Genomic DNA, 14,980 nt, shown 5'->3' with positions numbered 1-14,980 from the left:
GGCCGACGCCCGCGTCGCAGGCCAGTGCTCGCTTTCGACGGCGTGGCGGCCCTACAGCCAGCTTCCGCGTCGAACGTTGCGGCCCTACAGCCAGTTTCCGCGTCGGACGTTGCGGCCCCACAGCCAGTTTCCGCGTCGGACGTTGTGGCCTTACAGCCAGCCTTCGCGCTGGAAGTACGCGACGAGCACCACGGACACGCCCGCCATCCCGAGCATGACCGCGGGATACCCGAACTGCCACGCGAGCTCGGGCATGTTGTACGGGGAGTCGCCGCCGAAGTTCATGCCGTACACGCCGACGACGAACGTCAACGGGAGGATGATGGTCGCGACGACCGTGAGCCGCTTCATCACCTCGTTCGTCGACATCGACAGCGAGTTCAGGTAGATGTCGCGGGCACCGGTGACGAGGTCGCGGTACGTCTCCACGAGCTCGACGAGCTGGACGACGTGGTCCTGGACGTCCCGATAGTACTTCTCGGTCTCGTCGGCGACGACGTCGACGTCCCCTCGCGCGAACGTCGACAGGGCGTCGCGCGTCGGCCACAGGAGGCGTCGCGTCGCGAGCAGCTCCCGGCGGAGGCTGTTGATGCGTTCGAGCGTGTCGATGCCGGTCGCGCCCACGACCGCGTCCTCGACGGCTTCGATGTCGGTCTCGATCTCGTCGAGGACGTCGAAGTACTCGTCGACGAGCGCGTCCAGGACGCGGTACGCGAGGAAGTCCGGGCCGCGAGAGAGGAGTCGTCGTTCTTCGCGCGTCACCGCATCCCAGACGCGTCCGACGGCGGGTAGCGTCGCCGTCGAGAGCGTCACGAGCCAGTCGTCCCCGAGGAACACGCCGACTGGTTGGTCGGATAACTCCTCCTCGAACGTGGTGTCGCCACCACGGAGGCGCGCGCTCTTGAGGAGCACGAACACGTGGTCGTCGAACTCCTCGACCTTCGGGCGGACGCCCTGGCGGACGTCCTCCAGTTCGAGGTCGTGGATGCCGAACGTCTCGCAGACCGACCGCATCTCCTCGGCGGTACCGTCCGACACCCGTACCCACGTCGTCCCTGACGCCGCCTTCCCCTCGACGACGTCGTCGTGCGGTTCGACGCCCTCGGGCGTCAGGACGTGCGTCTGTATCACGCGCCCTCACCCGCCGAGACCGCGACGACCGTGATGCCGACCATGAGTCCGGAGAGCGCGAACGCGCGCCCCGGGTAGGCCGCGAGCACGCCGACGACGTACCCGAGGACGCTGGCGGCAGTGAGCGCGACTCCCGCAGCGAACGTGCGATTCATGCCACGGTCGTCGACTGCCTGCGGGAAAAGCGTTCGCGCGTCACCTCGCGAATCGCTACGCGTCGCCGTCGCGGTCGAGTGCTGCGGTCACCATTCCGCCACGCTCCCGTCCTCCAGTCGCCAGACCGGGTTGTGCCAGTCGACGGCGCCTGCGCGGTCCTCGACGACGTCGCGGTCGATCTCGACGCCCAACCCGGGGCCGTCCGGGAGCGGGAGGTAGCCGTCCTCGAACGCGAACACGCTCGGGTCCGCGAGGTAGTCGAGCACGTCCGCGTCCTCGTTGTAGTGGATGTCGAGGCTCTGTTCCTGGATGAGCGCGTTCTGCGCGATAGCGTCGACCTGCACGCACGCCGCGAGCGCGATGGGGCCGAGCGGACAGTGCGGGGCGAGCGCGACGTCGTACGTCTCCGCCATCGCCGCGATCTTCGCGACCTCCGTGATGCCCCCGGCGTGACTCAGGTCCGGTTGGACGACGTCCACCGCGCCGGATTCGAGGACGTCCCGGAAGTCGCCACGGGTGTAGAGGCGTTCGCCGGTCGCGATGGGCGTCGACGTCTGGGCCTGTATCGCGGGGAGCGCGTCGAGGTGCTCGGGGAGGACGGGTTCCTCGACGAAGAACGGCTTGTAGGGTTCGAGTTCGGCGACGAGGCGTTTCGCCATCGGTTTCGAGACGCGGCCGTGGAAGTCCACGGCGACGTCGACGTCGCGGCCGACGGCCTCGCGGACGGTTCGAAGGCGCTCGACGGCGTCGTCGACAGCGCTCGGCGAGTCCACGCGCCGTAGTTCGGCGGTCGCGTTCATCTTCAGCGCGTCGTAGCCGGCGTCGACCTTCTCGCGTGCGGCGTCGGCGACGTCGTCCGGTCGGTCGCCGCCGACCCACTGGTAGACCTGTACCTTCTCGCGGACCGGGCCGCCGAGCAGTTCGTACGCCGGCGCGTCGAAGTGCTTGCCTCTGATGTCCCAGAGCGCCTGGTCGATGCCCGCGATGGCGCTCATGAGGACGGGGCCGCCCCGGTAGAACCCGCCGCGGTACATCGTCTGCCAGTGGTCCTCCACGGGCAGTGGGTCCTCCCCGACGAGGTAGGCGTCCATGAGCTCCTCGACGGCGGCGCGGACGGTGTGTGCGCGTCCCTCGACGACGGGTTCGCCCCAGCCGACGAGCCCGGTGTCGGTCTCGACGCGGAGGAACAGCCACCGCGGCGGGACCTCGTACAGGTCGTAGTCGACGATCTCCATACCGCCGCGTTCGCCAATGCAGCACTTGACACTGCCGACGCCGGCACGACTCCCGCTGGCGGTCGCCAGCTTGAAGCGCTCCAGGACGCGAGTCAGGGGCGTGACCGACGCCGACACGACCGCGAGCGCGGTCCGCGACCGCGTTCGCGACGCCCACCTGGACTTCCTCGACGCGGTCGCGGCCGCGGGCCGCGTCACCGCGGCGTCGTGGGACGCCCCGCACACCCCGGACCGCGACGTGGTCGTCGACCGGTTCGAGCGCGTTCTCCGGGAGACCGGGACGCTCGACGCCACTCCCGGGGTGCTCGCAACCGCCGTCGACGCGGCAGGCGGCCACCTCCAGGCGGACCCGGTGCCGTCGCCGCCGTACGTCGCCGTCACCGCCGAAGGCGTCGTCCTTCGCGCGACCACGGACGTCGGCCGCGTCGTCGTCACGGTCGCCCCGTTCGCGGTCGAACGTGACCCCGTGCGGTACGTCCACCGCGACCTCGACGGCGACGACCCTGGACTGGTCGACGTCGCGGTCCACGGCTGACAGCCCCGCGTCCAGCATCCGCTGGCGTCGGGCGAACGGACGGAACCCGGCAGCACCCGCGTCGACGCCCACGTTTAAGCGCCGGCGGGTAGTCGAGGCTCGCATGCACGAGCGCGCCGCCGACTTCACGAAGCGAGCTCGCGACGAGTACGACCTGGACCTGGAGACGACGGAGTTCCCCGAGGGGACGAAGACCGCGGAGGACGCCGCCGACGCCGTCGGCTGCGACGTCGCGCAGATAGCGAGCAGCATCGTCCTGATGGCGGGCGACGACCCGGTCGTCGTCGTCACGAGCGGTGCGAACCGCGTGTCGATGGCGAAGCTCGCTGCCGAGCGCGGCGTCGACGAGAGCGACGTCCGGATGGCGGACGCGGACGAGGTCCGCGAGGCGACCGGGTACGCCATCGGCGGCGTCCCGCCGTTCTGTCACCACGGCGACCACGGGCCGGTGCCGACGTACCTCGACGAGACCCTCACCGACTACGAGGTCGTCTGGGCCGCCGCCGGCACCCCCGAAGCCGTCTTCCCCGTCACGCCGGAGACCATCGAAGCGACCGCCGAAGCGACCGTGCTCGACGTCGCGGAGTGAGGCGCGACCGCCGTCGCGGAACCGGTCTGGTCGTCGCCGCGTGATTCTCACCCGATGGCAGCGACGCCCACCTTTATCGGGGCGCCGGCCGTCGGTTCGAGTGATGGGACGCTTATCAGCTGTGTTCGCACCTGACCGCGTGGCCGTGGTCGGGGCGACGGACCGCGAGGGGTCCGTGGGTCGCGCCATCCTCGAGAACCTCGCCGCGGGGTTCGTCGGGGACGTCATCGCGGTGAACCCGAACCGCGATTCGGTGCTCGGGTACGAGTGCTACGACGCGCTCACCGACGCGCCCGCGACGGACCTCGCCGTGGTCGTCGTCCCGCCGCAGGTCGCGGTACCGGTGGTTCGGGACGCGGGCGAGGCCGACGTCGACGCGGCGGTCGTCATCACGGCCGGGTTCGGCGAATCCGGCGGTGAGGGCGCGACGCGGGAGCGCGAGCTCGCGGACGTCGCCGCCGAGTACGACATCGACCTCGTCGGCCCGAACTGTCTCGGCGTGATGAACACCGGCGTCGACATGAACGCGACGTTCGGCCCCGAGATGGCCCAGCCCGGGAACATCTCGTTCATGAGTCAGTCCGGGGCGTTCATCACCGCCGTCCTGGACTGGGCGAACGACGAAGGCATCGGGTTCCGCGACGTCGTCTCGCTCGGGAACAAGGCGGTGCTCGACGAGACGGACTTCGTCGACCACTGGGGCGCGGACGACGACACGGACGTCGTCATCGGGTACCTCGAGAGCATCAAGCGCGGCCGAGAGTTCGTCGACACCGCGCGGGAGGTCACCGACGACACGCCGGTGGTGCTCGTGAAGTCCGGGCGGACGGACGCCGGTGCGCACGCCGCGTCCAGTCACACGGGCGCCATCGCCGGCAGTGAAGCGGCGTACGAGGCCGGCCTGGAGCAAGCGGGCGTGCTGCGCGCCGATAGCGTCGAGGAGCTGTTCGACTGGTCGCGCGTCCTCGCCGACCAGCCGCTGCCCGACGCGGACGGCGTCGCGGTCGTCACGAACGCCGGCGGGCCGGGCGTGCTCGCGACCGACGCCATCGGCGACGCCGACCTCGAGCTCGCGGACTTCGCGGACGACACCGTCGAGGAACTGCAGTCGTTCCTCCCGGACAACGCGAACGTCTTCAATCCCGTCGACATCATCGGGGACGCGAACGTCGAGCGGTTCGCGCGGACGCTCGACACCGTCCTCGGCGACCCGAACGTCGGCTCCGCGGTCGTCGTGTCCGCACCGACCGCGATACTGAGCTTCGACGACCTCGCCGAGGAGATCGTCGCGACGCAGGCCGAGCACGACCTCCCGGTCGTCTCGTGTCTCATGGGCGGCGAGCGCTCCGAGGCGCCCGCGGCCGCGATGAGCGAGCACGGCATCCCGAACTACTTCGACCCGGCTCGCGCCGTCTCCGGGCTGGACGCTTTGAGCGACTACCGCGACATCCGCGACCGCGAGTACGACCAGCCCCGCGACTTCGACGTCGACCGCGACCGCGTCCGCGAGATACTCGCCGAGGCTGCGGACCGCGGCGAGAACCGCGTCGGCGTGGAGGCGATGGAGATACTGGACGCGTACGGTATCGACACGCCCACTGGGGAGGTCGCGACGAGCCCGCACGAGGCGCTCGACGTCGCCCGCGGCATCGACGGTCCGGTCGCGATGAAGATCGTGAGCCCGGACATCCTCCACAAGTCCGACATCGGTGGCGTGAAGGTCGGCGTGGAGTTCAACGACGTCTACGACGCCTACGAGGACCTCGTCACGCGAGCGCGGAACTACCAGCCGGACGCGGACGTCCTCGGCGTCCAGGTCCAGGAGCTGCTGGACCTCGACGACGCCGTCGAGACCATCGTGGGCGTGAACCGCGACCCGCAGTTCGGGCCGCTCGTGCTGTTCGGCCTCGGCGGCATCTTCGTCGAGGTGATGGAGGACACGAGCCTCCGCGTCGCCCCGGTCGGCCAGTCGGAGGCACGGGAGATGACCGAGGAGATACAGTCCGCGCCGCTCCTGCGGGGAGCGCGCGGCCGCGAGCCGGTGGACGTCGACGCGGTCGTCGAGACCGTGCAGCGACTCAGCCAGCTCGCGACGGACTTCCCCGCGATACTCGAACTGGACGTGAACCCGCTCGTCGTGAAACCCGACGGCGCGACCGCCGTCGACCTGCGACTCACCACGGACCTGGAGGAACTATGACCGACTCGTTACTCGTCACCGGCACGGAGGATAGCATCGGGAAGACCGGCATCGCGCTCGCGCTCGCACGGCTCGCTCGCGACGACGGCGCGACCGTCGGGTACATGAAACCGAAGGGCACGCGATTGGAGTCGAACGTCGGGAAGACCCTCGACGCCGACCCCATGCTCGCCCGCGAACTCCTGGACCTCGACGAGGAGATGCACGAACTCGAACCGGTCGTGTACTCGCCGACGTTCGTCCAGCAAGCGATCCGTGGCCGCGAGAACGCCGAGGACGTCGCCGACCGCGTCGCGGAGGCGTACGACGCCATCGCCGCCGACCGCGACTTCGTCGTTCTCGAGGGCGGTGGGGGACCGGAGACGGGGAGCGTCATCTCGCTCACCGACCGGGACGTCGCCGACCTCGTCGACGCGCGCGTACTGGTCGTCGCGAGCTACGAGGAGCCGTGGGACGTCGACGCGGCGCTCGCGTACGCCGAGAGCTTCGGCGACCGGCTCGCGGGCGTCGTGTTCAACGGCGTCCCGGATCAGGCGTACGACGAACTGGAGACGGACGTGCTGCCGTTCCTCGAAGGCCGCGGCGTCCCCGTGCACGGGGTCGTGCCGCGCGTGCAGGACCTCGCTGGTGTCACCGTCGGCGACCTCGCGGACGAACTCGGCGCGACCACGTTGACGGACGTGCCGACGGACGCGTACGTCGAGCGGTTCTCCGTGGGTGCGATGAGTGCCGACGAGGCGCTCCGGCAGTTCCGTCGGACGAAGGACGCCGCGGTCATCACTGGCGGTGACCGGAGCGAGATACACACCGCGGCGCTGGAGGCGCCGGGCGTGAAGTGCCTCATCCTCACCGGCGGTCATCGACCACCGGGCGCGGTCCTCGGGAAGGCCACCGAGAAGGGCGTGCCCGTGCTCTCGGTGCAATCGGATACGCTCACGACGGTCGAGCGCGCTGACGCCGTCGTCCGCTCGGGCCGCGCGCGCGACGAACGCACCGTCGACCGCGTGCAGGAACTCGTCACCGGGCACGTCGACGTCGACGCCATCCTTCCCTGAGACGCCCTCGGTGGTCGTCGCGCGCGGCACGGAAGCGTTCGACCGCTGCTTTCGGCGTCGACGCGAACCCATCTCAGCGAGCTGTGGAATTCTCCACGCCCAAAGAGTTTTCCACACCCGCACCGAGGTTCCGGGAGTGACAGCGACGACCAGCGGGGGTGGCGGGTAGTGGTGGAGTTCGCGGACTCCTACTGGCTCCTCGTCCAGTTGCTCTCGATCCTGAACGTCGTCGTGCAAGCCGTCGCCGTCGTCCTCTCCGTCATCGCCGTCAAGGGCTTCCAGGGCGCACCTATCAATCGCGTCCTGAAACCCATCCCGGTCGTGATGGCGTGCATGCTCGTCGTGAACATGCCGTGGGCGGCGTTCTACCTCTTCGATATCCCCTACGCCGAGGTCCTGTACACGATCGTGTTCAGCGTCGGCGTCCTCGCGGCGGTCGTCGCGGCGTTCCAGGCGACGATGCTCCTCACCGAACGGAGGGACCTCTGATGAGCGTCGTCGACGCCCTCCTCTCGAACCCCTACCAGGTCGTTGCCGCGCTCCAGATCGCGGCGTTGCTCGCAGCGAGTCTCCTCCTCGTCTACCCGACGGTCGCGTACGCCCAGAACGTCGCGTACACCGAGGGTCTCGTCGGCCTCACCACCGGGTTCGTGCTCTTGACCGTCTCGAACACGGTCGGGCTCCTCATCGAGAACGACCTGATCGCGCCCGCCGTCGACAGTTCCGCGGGCATCACCAGCATCCTCAATCTCGGCGCGTCGGTCGCGGCGACCATCGGCATCTACTACTTCGCCCGCCAGTTCATCCAGACGAACGCGGCGTCGTTCGAGGCGACCGAACCGGAGGGTTCGGGGGGGTTCGACGATGCCGACGACTAGCGACCCGGCGCGACGGGAGTCCGACGAGGAACTGCTCGAGGTTCCGTTCGGCACGCAGGCGCTCGTGTTGACGCCGTCGCTCCGGTCGCCGCTCTCGTTCGTACCGCCCGAGGCGTTCGAGAACATGCTCGTCGTCTCCACGACGCGGCCACCGCGGAAGGTCGAGCAGCTCGTGCGCGACCGCGGCGCCGACCCGGACACGGTCGGCCTCGTCCCCGTCTCGGGGTCGCCCGTCGACTACGACGGCCCGCTCTGGACGACCAGCGTCGTTCACCCGAACGACCTGTCGGGGATCTACGAGCGCTTCGACCGCGGCATGAACCACGTCAAGCCCGGCGAGGGCTGGGTGGTGTTCGACAACGTGAACGTCCTCCTGATGTACGCCGAGCGGTCGAGCGTCGGGAACTTCGTCGAGAGCGTCGCGGGGAACGTCCGCCGACGGAACGCCGCTGGTGCGTACGCGCTCGTCCGGGACGCGGTCACCGACGACACCTACGCCGACGTCGCCGGCGTCTTCGACGTGGAACGGGACCGACGCAACGACGACTGACCTCGACGACACGGTCGCCGCCGTCGCGTCGCGGAGCGACCTCGGCTAGATAGTCGAGACGGTCGCGTCGCGGAGGCCCCTCGTCCGGCTCGAACGTGCCGTGACCTCGGCGCCACCGGCGAGAGTTCAGATATCATCCCGAATGTTCCAGAATGGCTACGTTCTCTAACGTAATCACGAACAAATCCTAACGTTATTCGGCTTTCGTGGTAACTGACCAGAACAGCTTACCGGTACCGGTCGCATGGTGTCCGCATGGGTAGGTATAGCAGACGGTCGGTGCTGCGAGTGGCGGGTGCGATGCTGGGTGGCGTCGCACTCGGGTCGACTGTGACCGCTGCCGAACGAACGGACCGGTTCATCGTCCGGACGAGAGGAGCGACGAGCGCGTCGGCGCTCGAAGCGGAAGGGCTCTCGGTGATACACGAGCTCCCCGAGGTCGGGTACTACGTCGTCGAAGGCGCGGAACGCGACGTCGAGGCGGCGCCCGGCGAGTTCGAGCCGGACATCCAGCTGACGTTCGAGGAGCCCGTCGCCGACGTGCTCACCGAGGCGACGAGGGCCGTCGACGGTGCCTCGCCGGCCGGCGAGTCCGCGACCGACGAACCGTTCTACGGGTACCAGTGGGACAAACAGACCCAGGGCGTCCCGGAAGCCCACGAGACGACGCGCGGCGAGGGCGCACGCGTCGCCGTCATCGACACCGGCGTCGCGGCCGCCCACCCCGACCTCGCCCACGCCGTGAACGAGGAGCTCTCGGCGAACTTCACGGGCGACGGGCAGGGCGCCGCGAACGCCGCCGGCGGCTACCACGGCACGCACGTCGCCGGCATCGTCGCCGCGAACGACCGGAACGAGGCGGGCGTCGTCGGCTCCGCACCCGGCGCGGAGGTCGTCGACTGTCGCGTGTTCGCCGACGACGGCAGTTCGTCGTTCGGTGCCATCGTCGCCGCGATACACTACAGCGCGACCGCCGGCTGCGACGTCGCGAACCTCAGCCTCGGGAACTATCCGGTACCGCGGTCGGCGTACGCGCGGTACTACGCTCGATTCCTGCATCGCGTCACGACGTACGCGACCCGGACGGGGACGACGGTCGTCGCGGCGACCGGGAACGACGGCGTCGACCTCGACACCGACGGCTCGGTCGTCGCCGTCCCGGCGGAGGCGCCGGGCGTCGTCGCCGTGTCGGCGACCGGCCCAATCGGGTTCGGGTACGGCGACCCGGGGCTCGAGGAGCCCGTCGATTCGCCCGCACCGTACGCGAACTACGGCGAGAGCGTCGTCGACCTGAGCGCGCCCGGTGGGAACGTCGATCCCGAACGGCCCGCGGGCTGGGAGCAGGACCTCGTCCTGAGCAGCGCGTCGCTCCCGCAGTTCGACGACGCGGGAGCCTACGTCGGCGCGGTCCACACGTACTTCTGGGTCGCGGGCACGTCGATGGCCGCACCGCAGGTCGCGGGTGCCGCCGCGCTCGTCGCCTCCCAGCGCTCCCGGCAGCGTGGACGGTTCGTCGAACGAGTCCTGCGTCGCACTGCCGCAGACGCGCCAGGTGGCCGCGAGTACCACGGCCACGGCCACCTCGACACGCTCGCGGCGGTACGGCACGCTGCCCGTTCCGGCCGCGGTCGCGACGACGAGAACGAAGGGAGCGACCGCGGTCGCGGTCGCTGAGACCGGGGAGGGTCTCCGCGGGTCACGTCGTGGGCGGATACTCGTTCGCTGGCCGTCTCGTCCCGACGGTGGCTGGCAGGCGTGCCAGTCCGGCGGGCTCGTGGTCGGGCCGCGGCGTCGAACCGGCACAGCGACGTCGCGAGCACATAAATGAGCGGACCTCGACAGGAAACAGTCAGATAGCGAACGGTGCGAACCGATAGGTGCACCGACACTTCGGGCCACCAGTCCGGCAATCGAACCGAGGCCCATTATTGACCACCCGGACGGTAGATTAGGAAAAGTCGTCACAAATCAGTAAATATTAAAACCCGAAGTTCGCTACTTTCTCCCATGGTAGACAGGTCCAGGCGAGACGTGCTGAAGTTCAGTGGCGCAGCACTCGGCGGTATCGCCGTCGGGTCCACCGTGACCGTCGCCGAACGAACCGACCGATTCATCGTCGACGCGAAGGGGAAGACCGACGCGGACGACCTCTCCAAACGCGGCCTCGACGTCGTCCACGACCTCTCCCAGCTCGGGTACTTCGTCGTCGAGGGCGCCGAGAAGGACGTCGAGCGCGCGAAGGGCAAGTACGCCCCGGACATGGTCATCTCGCTCGACCTCCCGACGGACCGCGTCGACGTCGACGCCGGCGACCAGTCCGCCACGGACGAACCGTTCTACGGCTTCCAGTGGGACAAACAGGTCCAGGACATCCCCGAGGCGCACGAGACGACGCGGGGCGAGGGCGCGCGCGTCGCCATCATCGACAGCGGCGTGAACGCTGGACATCCCGACCTCGCACACGCCGTGAACGAGGAGCTCTCGGCGAACTTCACGGGCGACGGACAGGGTGCGGCGAACGCCGCCGGCGGCTACCACGGCACGCACGTCGCCGGCATCGTCGCCGCGAACGACCGGAACGAGGCCGGCGTCGTCGGCACCGCACCCGGCGCGGAGGTCGTCGACTGCCGCGTGTTCTCCGCGACCACGAACGCCGCGTTCGGCGACATCCTCGCCGCGGTCGCGTACAGCGCCGACATCGGCTGCGACGTCGCGAACCTCTCGCTCGGCGCCTACCCCGTCTCCCGGAAGGGCAACGGGAAGTTCTACGGGAAGTTCCTGAACAGCACGATGACGTACGCGAACAGTAAGGGTACGCTCCTCACCATCTCCACGGGGAACGACGGCGCCGACCTCCAGCACGACGGCCCCGTCTACGCGCTCCCCGTCGAGGGCGCGCAGGGCTGTGGCGTCTCCGCGACCGGCCCCGTCGGGTTCGGGTACGGCGGCCCAGATCTCGAGGAGGCGTTCGACTCGCCGTCGAACTACACGAACTACGGGACCAACGCGGTCACCGTCAGCGCCCCCGGCGGCGATTACGACCCGGCCCAGCCCGCTGGCTGGTACTACGACATGGTGCTGAGCACCATCTCCGAACCGGCCTACGACGACGACGGCGACTACCTCGGCGCGGTGAACTCCTACTCGTGGATCGCGGGCACGTCGATGGCCGCGCCGCAGGTCGCGGGCGCCGCCGCGCTCGTCAAGTCCGAGGCGCCAGACATGAACGCGAACCAGGTCGAGAGTCTCCTGAAGCGCACCGCCACCGACGGTACCGGCGGGAAGGAGTACCACGGCAGTGGATTCGTGAACCCGGTCGGCGCCCTCGAGGAACTGTAGCCCGTCGCTCGACCGGACTGACGGAACTCGAAGCGAGCGTTCGACCGACGTTTCTTCCGTACCGTGTCGCGACGAGCGGCCGTGCCGGCTGCTCGCTACGCTGCCTGGTCGACGCCCGTAGTCTCGAACCCGACGGTGCGCGCGAGCGCGACCGCAATCGGGACGAACAGGATGGCTGCGGCGACGAACGGCGCCCAGGCCGCAACGCCGGTGTAGAGTGCGCCCGCGACCGCCGGCCCGAAGGTTCGTGCGAGACTTCCCGCGCTCTGCGTGAGTCCGAACGCCCCGCCCTGGGCGTCCTCGCTCGCACTCCGCGAGACGAGCGCCGTCAGCGACACGTTCGTGATCGCGTTCCCGAACGACAACGGAGTCATCACGACCGCGAGCGCGATCAACCCCGCGTCCACGGGCAGCGGGACTCCCTCGAGCGCTGACGCGAGCCAGGGCGTCGTGGGGAGCGCGAAGAGCGTCACCGCCTGAATGCTCGCGCCGACGATGGCGAGCGTCGATTCACCGAACCGGTTCGTGAGCGGGCCGACGAGCCCGCCCTGGACGATCGCGATGACGACTCCGACGTACGCGAGCAGGATACCGTTCAGTGTCGTCCCGTACTGGAATACGTCGTTCGTGAAGAACACGAACTGGCTCTCGAGTGCGGAGAACGCGAACGATGCGAGGAAGAACGACACCACGAGTGCTGACAGCACGGGCGTCGAGAGCGCCGCCCGGAACTGCTCGAGCCTGGACTCCTCCAGTCGCGCGGAGACGTCCGGGTCGCGCGTCTCCGGGAGGACCGCGAGCGCGAGCACGAGGTTCGCGAGCGAGATACCTGCAGCGAGGAGGCTCGGGAGCGCGTACTGGCCGACGACCGTCGCCGGCAGGTAGTCGCCGGCGACGGCGATTGCAGCGTCCGACGAGGCGAGCGCGCCCAGCGCTGGCCCGAACACGAACCCGAGTCCGAACGCGGCGCCGACGATTCCGAGGCCCTTCGCACGGTCTTCGGGTGGAGTGACGTCCGCGATCGCAGCCTGCGCCGCCGCGATGTTCCCACCCATCGCGCCCGCGACCAGTCGCGCGACGAACAACTGCCAGAGAGCGCCCGCTAGCCCGAACGTCGTCCACGCGAGCACGCTCCCGACGAGCGACAGCAACAGGACTGGGCGTCGGCCACGTTCGTCACTCAACCGGCCGAGAACGGGCGCAGCCAGGAACTGCATCGCGGAGTACGACGCGATGAGGAGGCTGCCGACGAACTCGGTCGCACCGAACGAACGCGCGTACAGCGGAATGACGGGAATGAGGATACCGAACCCCAGGAGATCCACGAACACCACAACGAACACCACAAGTAACGTCCGTCGCCGTCGGTCCATACGCGCTCCAGTTGCAGTCGACCGTCTCAAAACCACCGGAAACGTCAACCCGGGAGGACGGCTCGGCTGTCGCTCTCGGGGCGATCCTATCGCAGAAAGCGGGATATCCCGCACGACGCCGGGCTCGGGCAAAGCCCCGCGTCGTCGTGCCGGCTTGTCAGAGGCACCCGGCATCAGTACGATGCGGGCGGGGATGCTTAACCCTACGGGCTTCCCCGGACGTCGCCGTCCGGTACACGTACTTGAACGTGATGGCCGTTTAAGTTATCTCGTGGTCGCGGTGAGTGCAAGCACCGGTCGAGGGATGGATTCTTGCGATGGGAGCGCGCACGGTCGGTCGTGTTCCCGGCAATCGAGTACCTGGAGTGGATCGACGGACGACCCGAGGCGGTCACGCACGACCTCGCGTCCAGCGACCTGCGGCCAGCGACGCACGCCGACGGCCCGATACCCGACCGCCTCGCTGGTCGCTCGGACCCACCAGGCCAGCCGCGCGTCGACGCGCTCGTCGCCGACCAGTACGACGTCGCACCCGAGAACGTCCTCGTCACCGCGGGGGCGTCGAGCGCGAACGCGCTCGCGTTCGCCGTCGCCGCACAACGCCTCGCCCGCGACCCCGAAACCGCCGCCGTGGACGACGGCGACCGCGACGACACCGGACGCTCGCGCGTCCTCGTCGAGAAACCCGGGTACGAGCCCCTGACTGCCACTCCGCAAGGGTTCGGCGCGCGCGTCGACCGGTTCATGCGACCGCAGGGCATCCTCGACCCGGCTCGCGTCGACGGCGCACTCACCGACGCCACCGAACTCGTCGCCGTCACCGACCGCCACAACCCGACCGGACGACGCGCCGACCGCGACGCGCTCGCAGCCACCGCCGACCTCGTCGCCGACGCCGGCGCCCGCTTGCTCGTCGACGAGGTGTACGCGCCGTTCACGACCACACCGACCGACGAGCCCTTCGGCGCCCCCTCGATGGCCGGCGCCGACGGCGTCGTCGCGACCGGGTCACTCACGAAGTTCCTCGGACTGGGCGGCCTCCGCATCGGCTGGCTCGTCGCCGACCCAGCGTTCGTCGCCGCCGCCGAACGCGTCCGTCACCACCTCCCGAGCGTCGCCCAGCCCTCCGTCGCGCTCGCCCGCCGCGCCTTCCACCACCTCGACGACCTCGCCGCCGACAGCCGGCGACGCATCCAGCGCAACCACGACCTGCTCGCGGAGTTCGCCGCCGACCGCACGGACCTCGCCGGACACGTCCACGACGGCGCCACGTACGCTGTCCTCGAGCACGACGACGTCGACGGCACCACCCTCGCCGAGCACGCACTCGCCGCCGGCGTCCTCGTCGTCCCAGGACGTTTCTTCGACCGGCCCGACGTGGTCCGCATCAGTCTCGGTCGCCCCCCGCAACAGGTCACCGCCGCACTCGACGCCCTCGACGACGCCCTCGACGACCTCGCGTGACCCCCGAGGGGCGACCAGCCCGAGTCTTCGAGCGGCGACTCACTCACGGTCTCGAGCAGCGGGCGACCGGGTTCTCGCGACCCCCGACGACCAACTTATAAGACCCGCCATCCCGACGGACGACGTATGGACGGCACCCCACAGGAGATCACGTCGGTCGTCGGACGGGAGGTGTACTCGAACAACGGCGTCTACGTCGGCGAGATCGAGGACGTCAGGCTCGACATCGAACGCGAGACCGTGACCGGGCTCGCCCTCTCGACGCTCAACTCGGACATCTTCGGGAACTCGATGCAGGATTCGCGCGGCATCATCATCCCGTACCGCTGGGTTCGCGCGGTCGGCGACGTCGTCCTCGTGAACGACATCATCGAGCGGTACCGGGGCGCCAGCGACGAGGAAGAAGCCGCTGCCTGAACGACCACCGACGCACTTCTCGACGCACACGCGTCACGAAAACGAGCGTTCCAGCGAC

Annotated in this window: 15 protein-coding genes; 11 read left to right on the top strand and 4 right to left on the bottom strand. The window is 69.4% G+C overall.

The window, feature by feature from the left end:
- Positions 1 to 150: 150 nt before the first annotated feature.
- The 3 genes from corA to dgoD all read right to left on the bottom strand — a co-directional run bounded on the left by corA (position 151) and on the right by dgoD (position 2,522).
- Positions 151 to 1,131: a magnesium/cobalt transporter CorA gene (corA, locus tag LI336_RS02325; RefSeq protein ID WP_227131005.1), complete on the bottom strand. Its 981-nt coding sequence runs from the start codon at positions 1,129 to 1,131 to the stop codon at positions 151 to 153.
- The gene (locus tag LI336_RS02320) at positions 1,128 to 1,286 is read right to left on the bottom strand and encodes a hypothetical protein (RefSeq protein ID WP_227131004.1); all 159 of its coding nucleotides are present in this window, start codon (positions 1,284 to 1,286) and stop codon (positions 1,128 to 1,130) included. The genes corA and LI336_RS02320 overlap by 4 nt, the downstream gene beginning before the upstream one ends.
- Before the next feature lie 87 nt (positions 1,287 to 1,373).
- The gene (dgoD, locus tag LI336_RS02315) at positions 1,374 to 2,522 is read right to left on the bottom strand and encodes a galactonate dehydratase (RefSeq protein ID WP_227131003.1); all 1,149 of its coding nucleotides are present in this window, start codon (positions 2,520 to 2,522) and stop codon (positions 1,374 to 1,376) included.
- A 100-nt stretch (positions 2,523 to 2,622) separates the two neighbouring features.
- On the opposite strand from dgoD, the gene LI336_RS02310 reads away from it, so the two are divergent.
- From LI336_RS02310 to LI336_RS02270, 9 genes are all read left to right on the top strand, one after another.
- On the top strand, positions 2,623 to 3,057 hold the full coding sequence (locus LI336_RS02310) for a DUF7988 family protein (protein ID WP_227131002.1): 435 nt from the start codon (positions 2,623 to 2,625) through the stop codon (positions 3,055 to 3,057).
- Between the two features lie 103 nt (positions 3,058 to 3,160).
- Entirely contained in the window at positions 3,161 to 3,646 is a 486-nt protein-coding gene (locus LI336_RS02305) for a YbaK/EbsC family protein (RefSeq protein WP_227131001.1), read from the top strand.
- Positions 3,647 to 3,749: 103 nt separating this feature from the next.
- Entirely contained in the window at positions 3,750 to 5,846 is a 2,097-nt protein-coding gene (locus LI336_RS02300) for an acetate--CoA ligase family protein (protein WP_227131000.1), read from the top strand.
- The gene (locus tag LI336_RS02295; protein WP_227130999.1) at positions 5,843 to 6,901 is read left to right on the top strand and encodes a phosphotransacetylase family protein; all 1,059 of its coding nucleotides are present in this window, start codon (positions 5,843 to 5,845) and stop codon (positions 6,899 to 6,901) included. The genes LI336_RS02300 and LI336_RS02295 overlap by 4 nt, the downstream gene beginning before the upstream one ends.
- A gap of 171 nt (positions 6,902 to 7,072) precedes the next feature.
- Positions 7,073 to 7,390, top strand: a complete 318-nt coding sequence (locus LI336_RS02290; RefSeq protein WP_227130998.1) for a hypothetical protein — start codon at positions 7,073 to 7,075, stop codon at positions 7,388 to 7,390.
- Positions 7,390 to 7,779, top strand: a complete 390-nt coding sequence (locus tag LI336_RS02285; RefSeq protein WP_227130997.1) for a hypothetical protein — start codon at positions 7,390 to 7,392, stop codon at positions 7,777 to 7,779. Before LI336_RS02290 ends, LI336_RS02285 begins: the two co-directional genes overlap by 1 nt.
- A complete protein-coding gene (locus tag LI336_RS02280; protein WP_227130996.1) occupies positions 7,766 to 8,329 on the top strand; it encodes a DUF7504 family protein in 564 nt (187 codons plus the stop codon). The genes LI336_RS02285 and LI336_RS02280 overlap by 14 nt, the downstream gene beginning before the upstream one ends.
- A gap of 255 nt (positions 8,330 to 8,584) precedes the next feature.
- Positions 8,585 to 10,003, top strand: a complete 1,419-nt coding sequence (locus LI336_RS02275; RefSeq protein ID WP_227130995.1) for a S8 family serine peptidase — start codon at positions 8,585 to 8,587, stop codon at positions 10,001 to 10,003.
- A gap of 333 nt (positions 10,004 to 10,336) precedes the next feature.
- On the top strand, positions 10,337 to 11,668 hold the full coding sequence (locus LI336_RS02270) for a S8 family peptidase (RefSeq protein ID WP_227130994.1): 1,332 nt from the start codon (positions 10,337 to 10,339) through the stop codon (positions 11,666 to 11,668).
- Between the two features lie 95 nt (positions 11,669 to 11,763).
- Here LI336_RS02270 and LI336_RS02265 read toward each other — a convergent pair whose 3' ends face one another.
- Positions 11,764 to 13,041 carry an MFS transporter gene (locus LI336_RS02265; protein WP_227130993.1) on the bottom strand — a complete coding sequence of 426 codons (1,278 nt, stop codon included), beginning with the start codon at positions 13,039 to 13,041 and terminating at the stop codon, positions 11,764 to 11,766.
- 339 nt (positions 13,042 to 13,380) lie between these two features.
- Between LI336_RS02265 and LI336_RS02260 the strand changes: the two genes are divergently transcribed.
- Both LI336_RS02260 and LI336_RS02255 read left to right on the top strand, forming a co-directional pair.
- Positions 13,381 to 14,505, top strand: a complete 1,125-nt coding sequence (locus LI336_RS02260) for a pyridoxal phosphate-dependent aminotransferase (protein ID WP_227130992.1) — start codon at positions 13,381 to 13,383, stop codon at positions 14,503 to 14,505.
- Between the two features lie 126 nt (positions 14,506 to 14,631).
- On the top strand, positions 14,632 to 14,922 hold the full coding sequence (locus LI336_RS02255; protein ID WP_227130991.1) for a PRC-barrel domain-containing protein: 291 nt from the start codon (positions 14,632 to 14,634) through the stop codon (positions 14,920 to 14,922).
- Positions 14,923 to 14,980: the final 58 nt, after the last annotated feature.

It is taken from the genome of Halorubellus salinus, assembly GCF_020567525.1.
GTDB classification, from domain to species: domain Archaea; phylum Halobacteriota; class Halobacteria; order Halobacteriales; family Natrialbaceae; genus Halorubellus; species Halorubellus salinus.
Note: the sequence above shows the minus strand (reverse complement) of the source record. Positions and strands in the feature narration are given on the sequence as shown.

What these genes read in the sequence shown, in the direction of transcription:
- LI336_RS02305 (WP_227131001.1), top strand. Translation starts at nt 3,161, where the DNA reads ATGCACGAGCGCGCCGCCGACTTCACGAAGCGAGCTCGCGACGAGTAC.
- dgoD (WP_227131003.1), bottom strand. Translation starts at nt 2,522, where the DNA reads ATGGAGATCGTCGACTACGACCTGTACGAGGTCCCGCCGCGGTGGCTG.
- LI336_RS02275 (WP_227130995.1), top strand. Translation starts at nt 8,585, where the DNA reads ATGGGTAGGTATAGCAGACGGTCGGTGCTGCGAGTGGCGGGTGCGATG.
- LI336_RS02320 (WP_227131004.1), bottom strand. Translation starts at nt 1,286, where the DNA reads ATGAATCGCACGTTCGCTGCGGGAGTCGCGCTCACTGCCGCCAGCGTC.
- LI336_RS02255 (WP_227130991.1), top strand. Translation starts at nt 14,632, where the DNA reads ATGGACGGCACCCCACAGGAGATCACGTCGGTCGTCGGACGGGAGGTG.
- LI336_RS02280 (WP_227130996.1), top strand. Translation starts at nt 7,766, where the DNA reads ATGCCGACGACTAGCGACCCGGCGCGACGGGAGTCCGACGAGGAACTG.
- LI336_RS02285 (WP_227130997.1), top strand. Translation starts at nt 7,390, where the DNA reads ATGAGCGTCGTCGACGCCCTCCTCTCGAACCCCTACCAGGTCGTTGCC.
- LI336_RS02295 (WP_227130999.1), top strand. Translation starts at nt 5,843, where the DNA reads ATGACCGACTCGTTACTCGTCACCGGCACGGAGGATAGCATCGGGAAG.
- LI336_RS02265 (WP_227130993.1), bottom strand. Translation starts at nt 13,041, where the DNA reads ATGGACCGACGGCGACGGACGTTACTTGTGGTGTTCGTTGTGGTGTTC.
- LI336_RS02270 (WP_227130994.1), top strand. Translation starts at nt 10,337, where the DNA reads ATGGTAGACAGGTCCAGGCGAGACGTGCTGAAGTTCAGTGGCGCAGCA.
- LI336_RS02300 (WP_227131000.1), top strand. Translation starts at nt 3,750, where the DNA reads ATGGGACGCTTATCAGCTGTGTTCGCACCTGACCGCGTGGCCGTGGTC.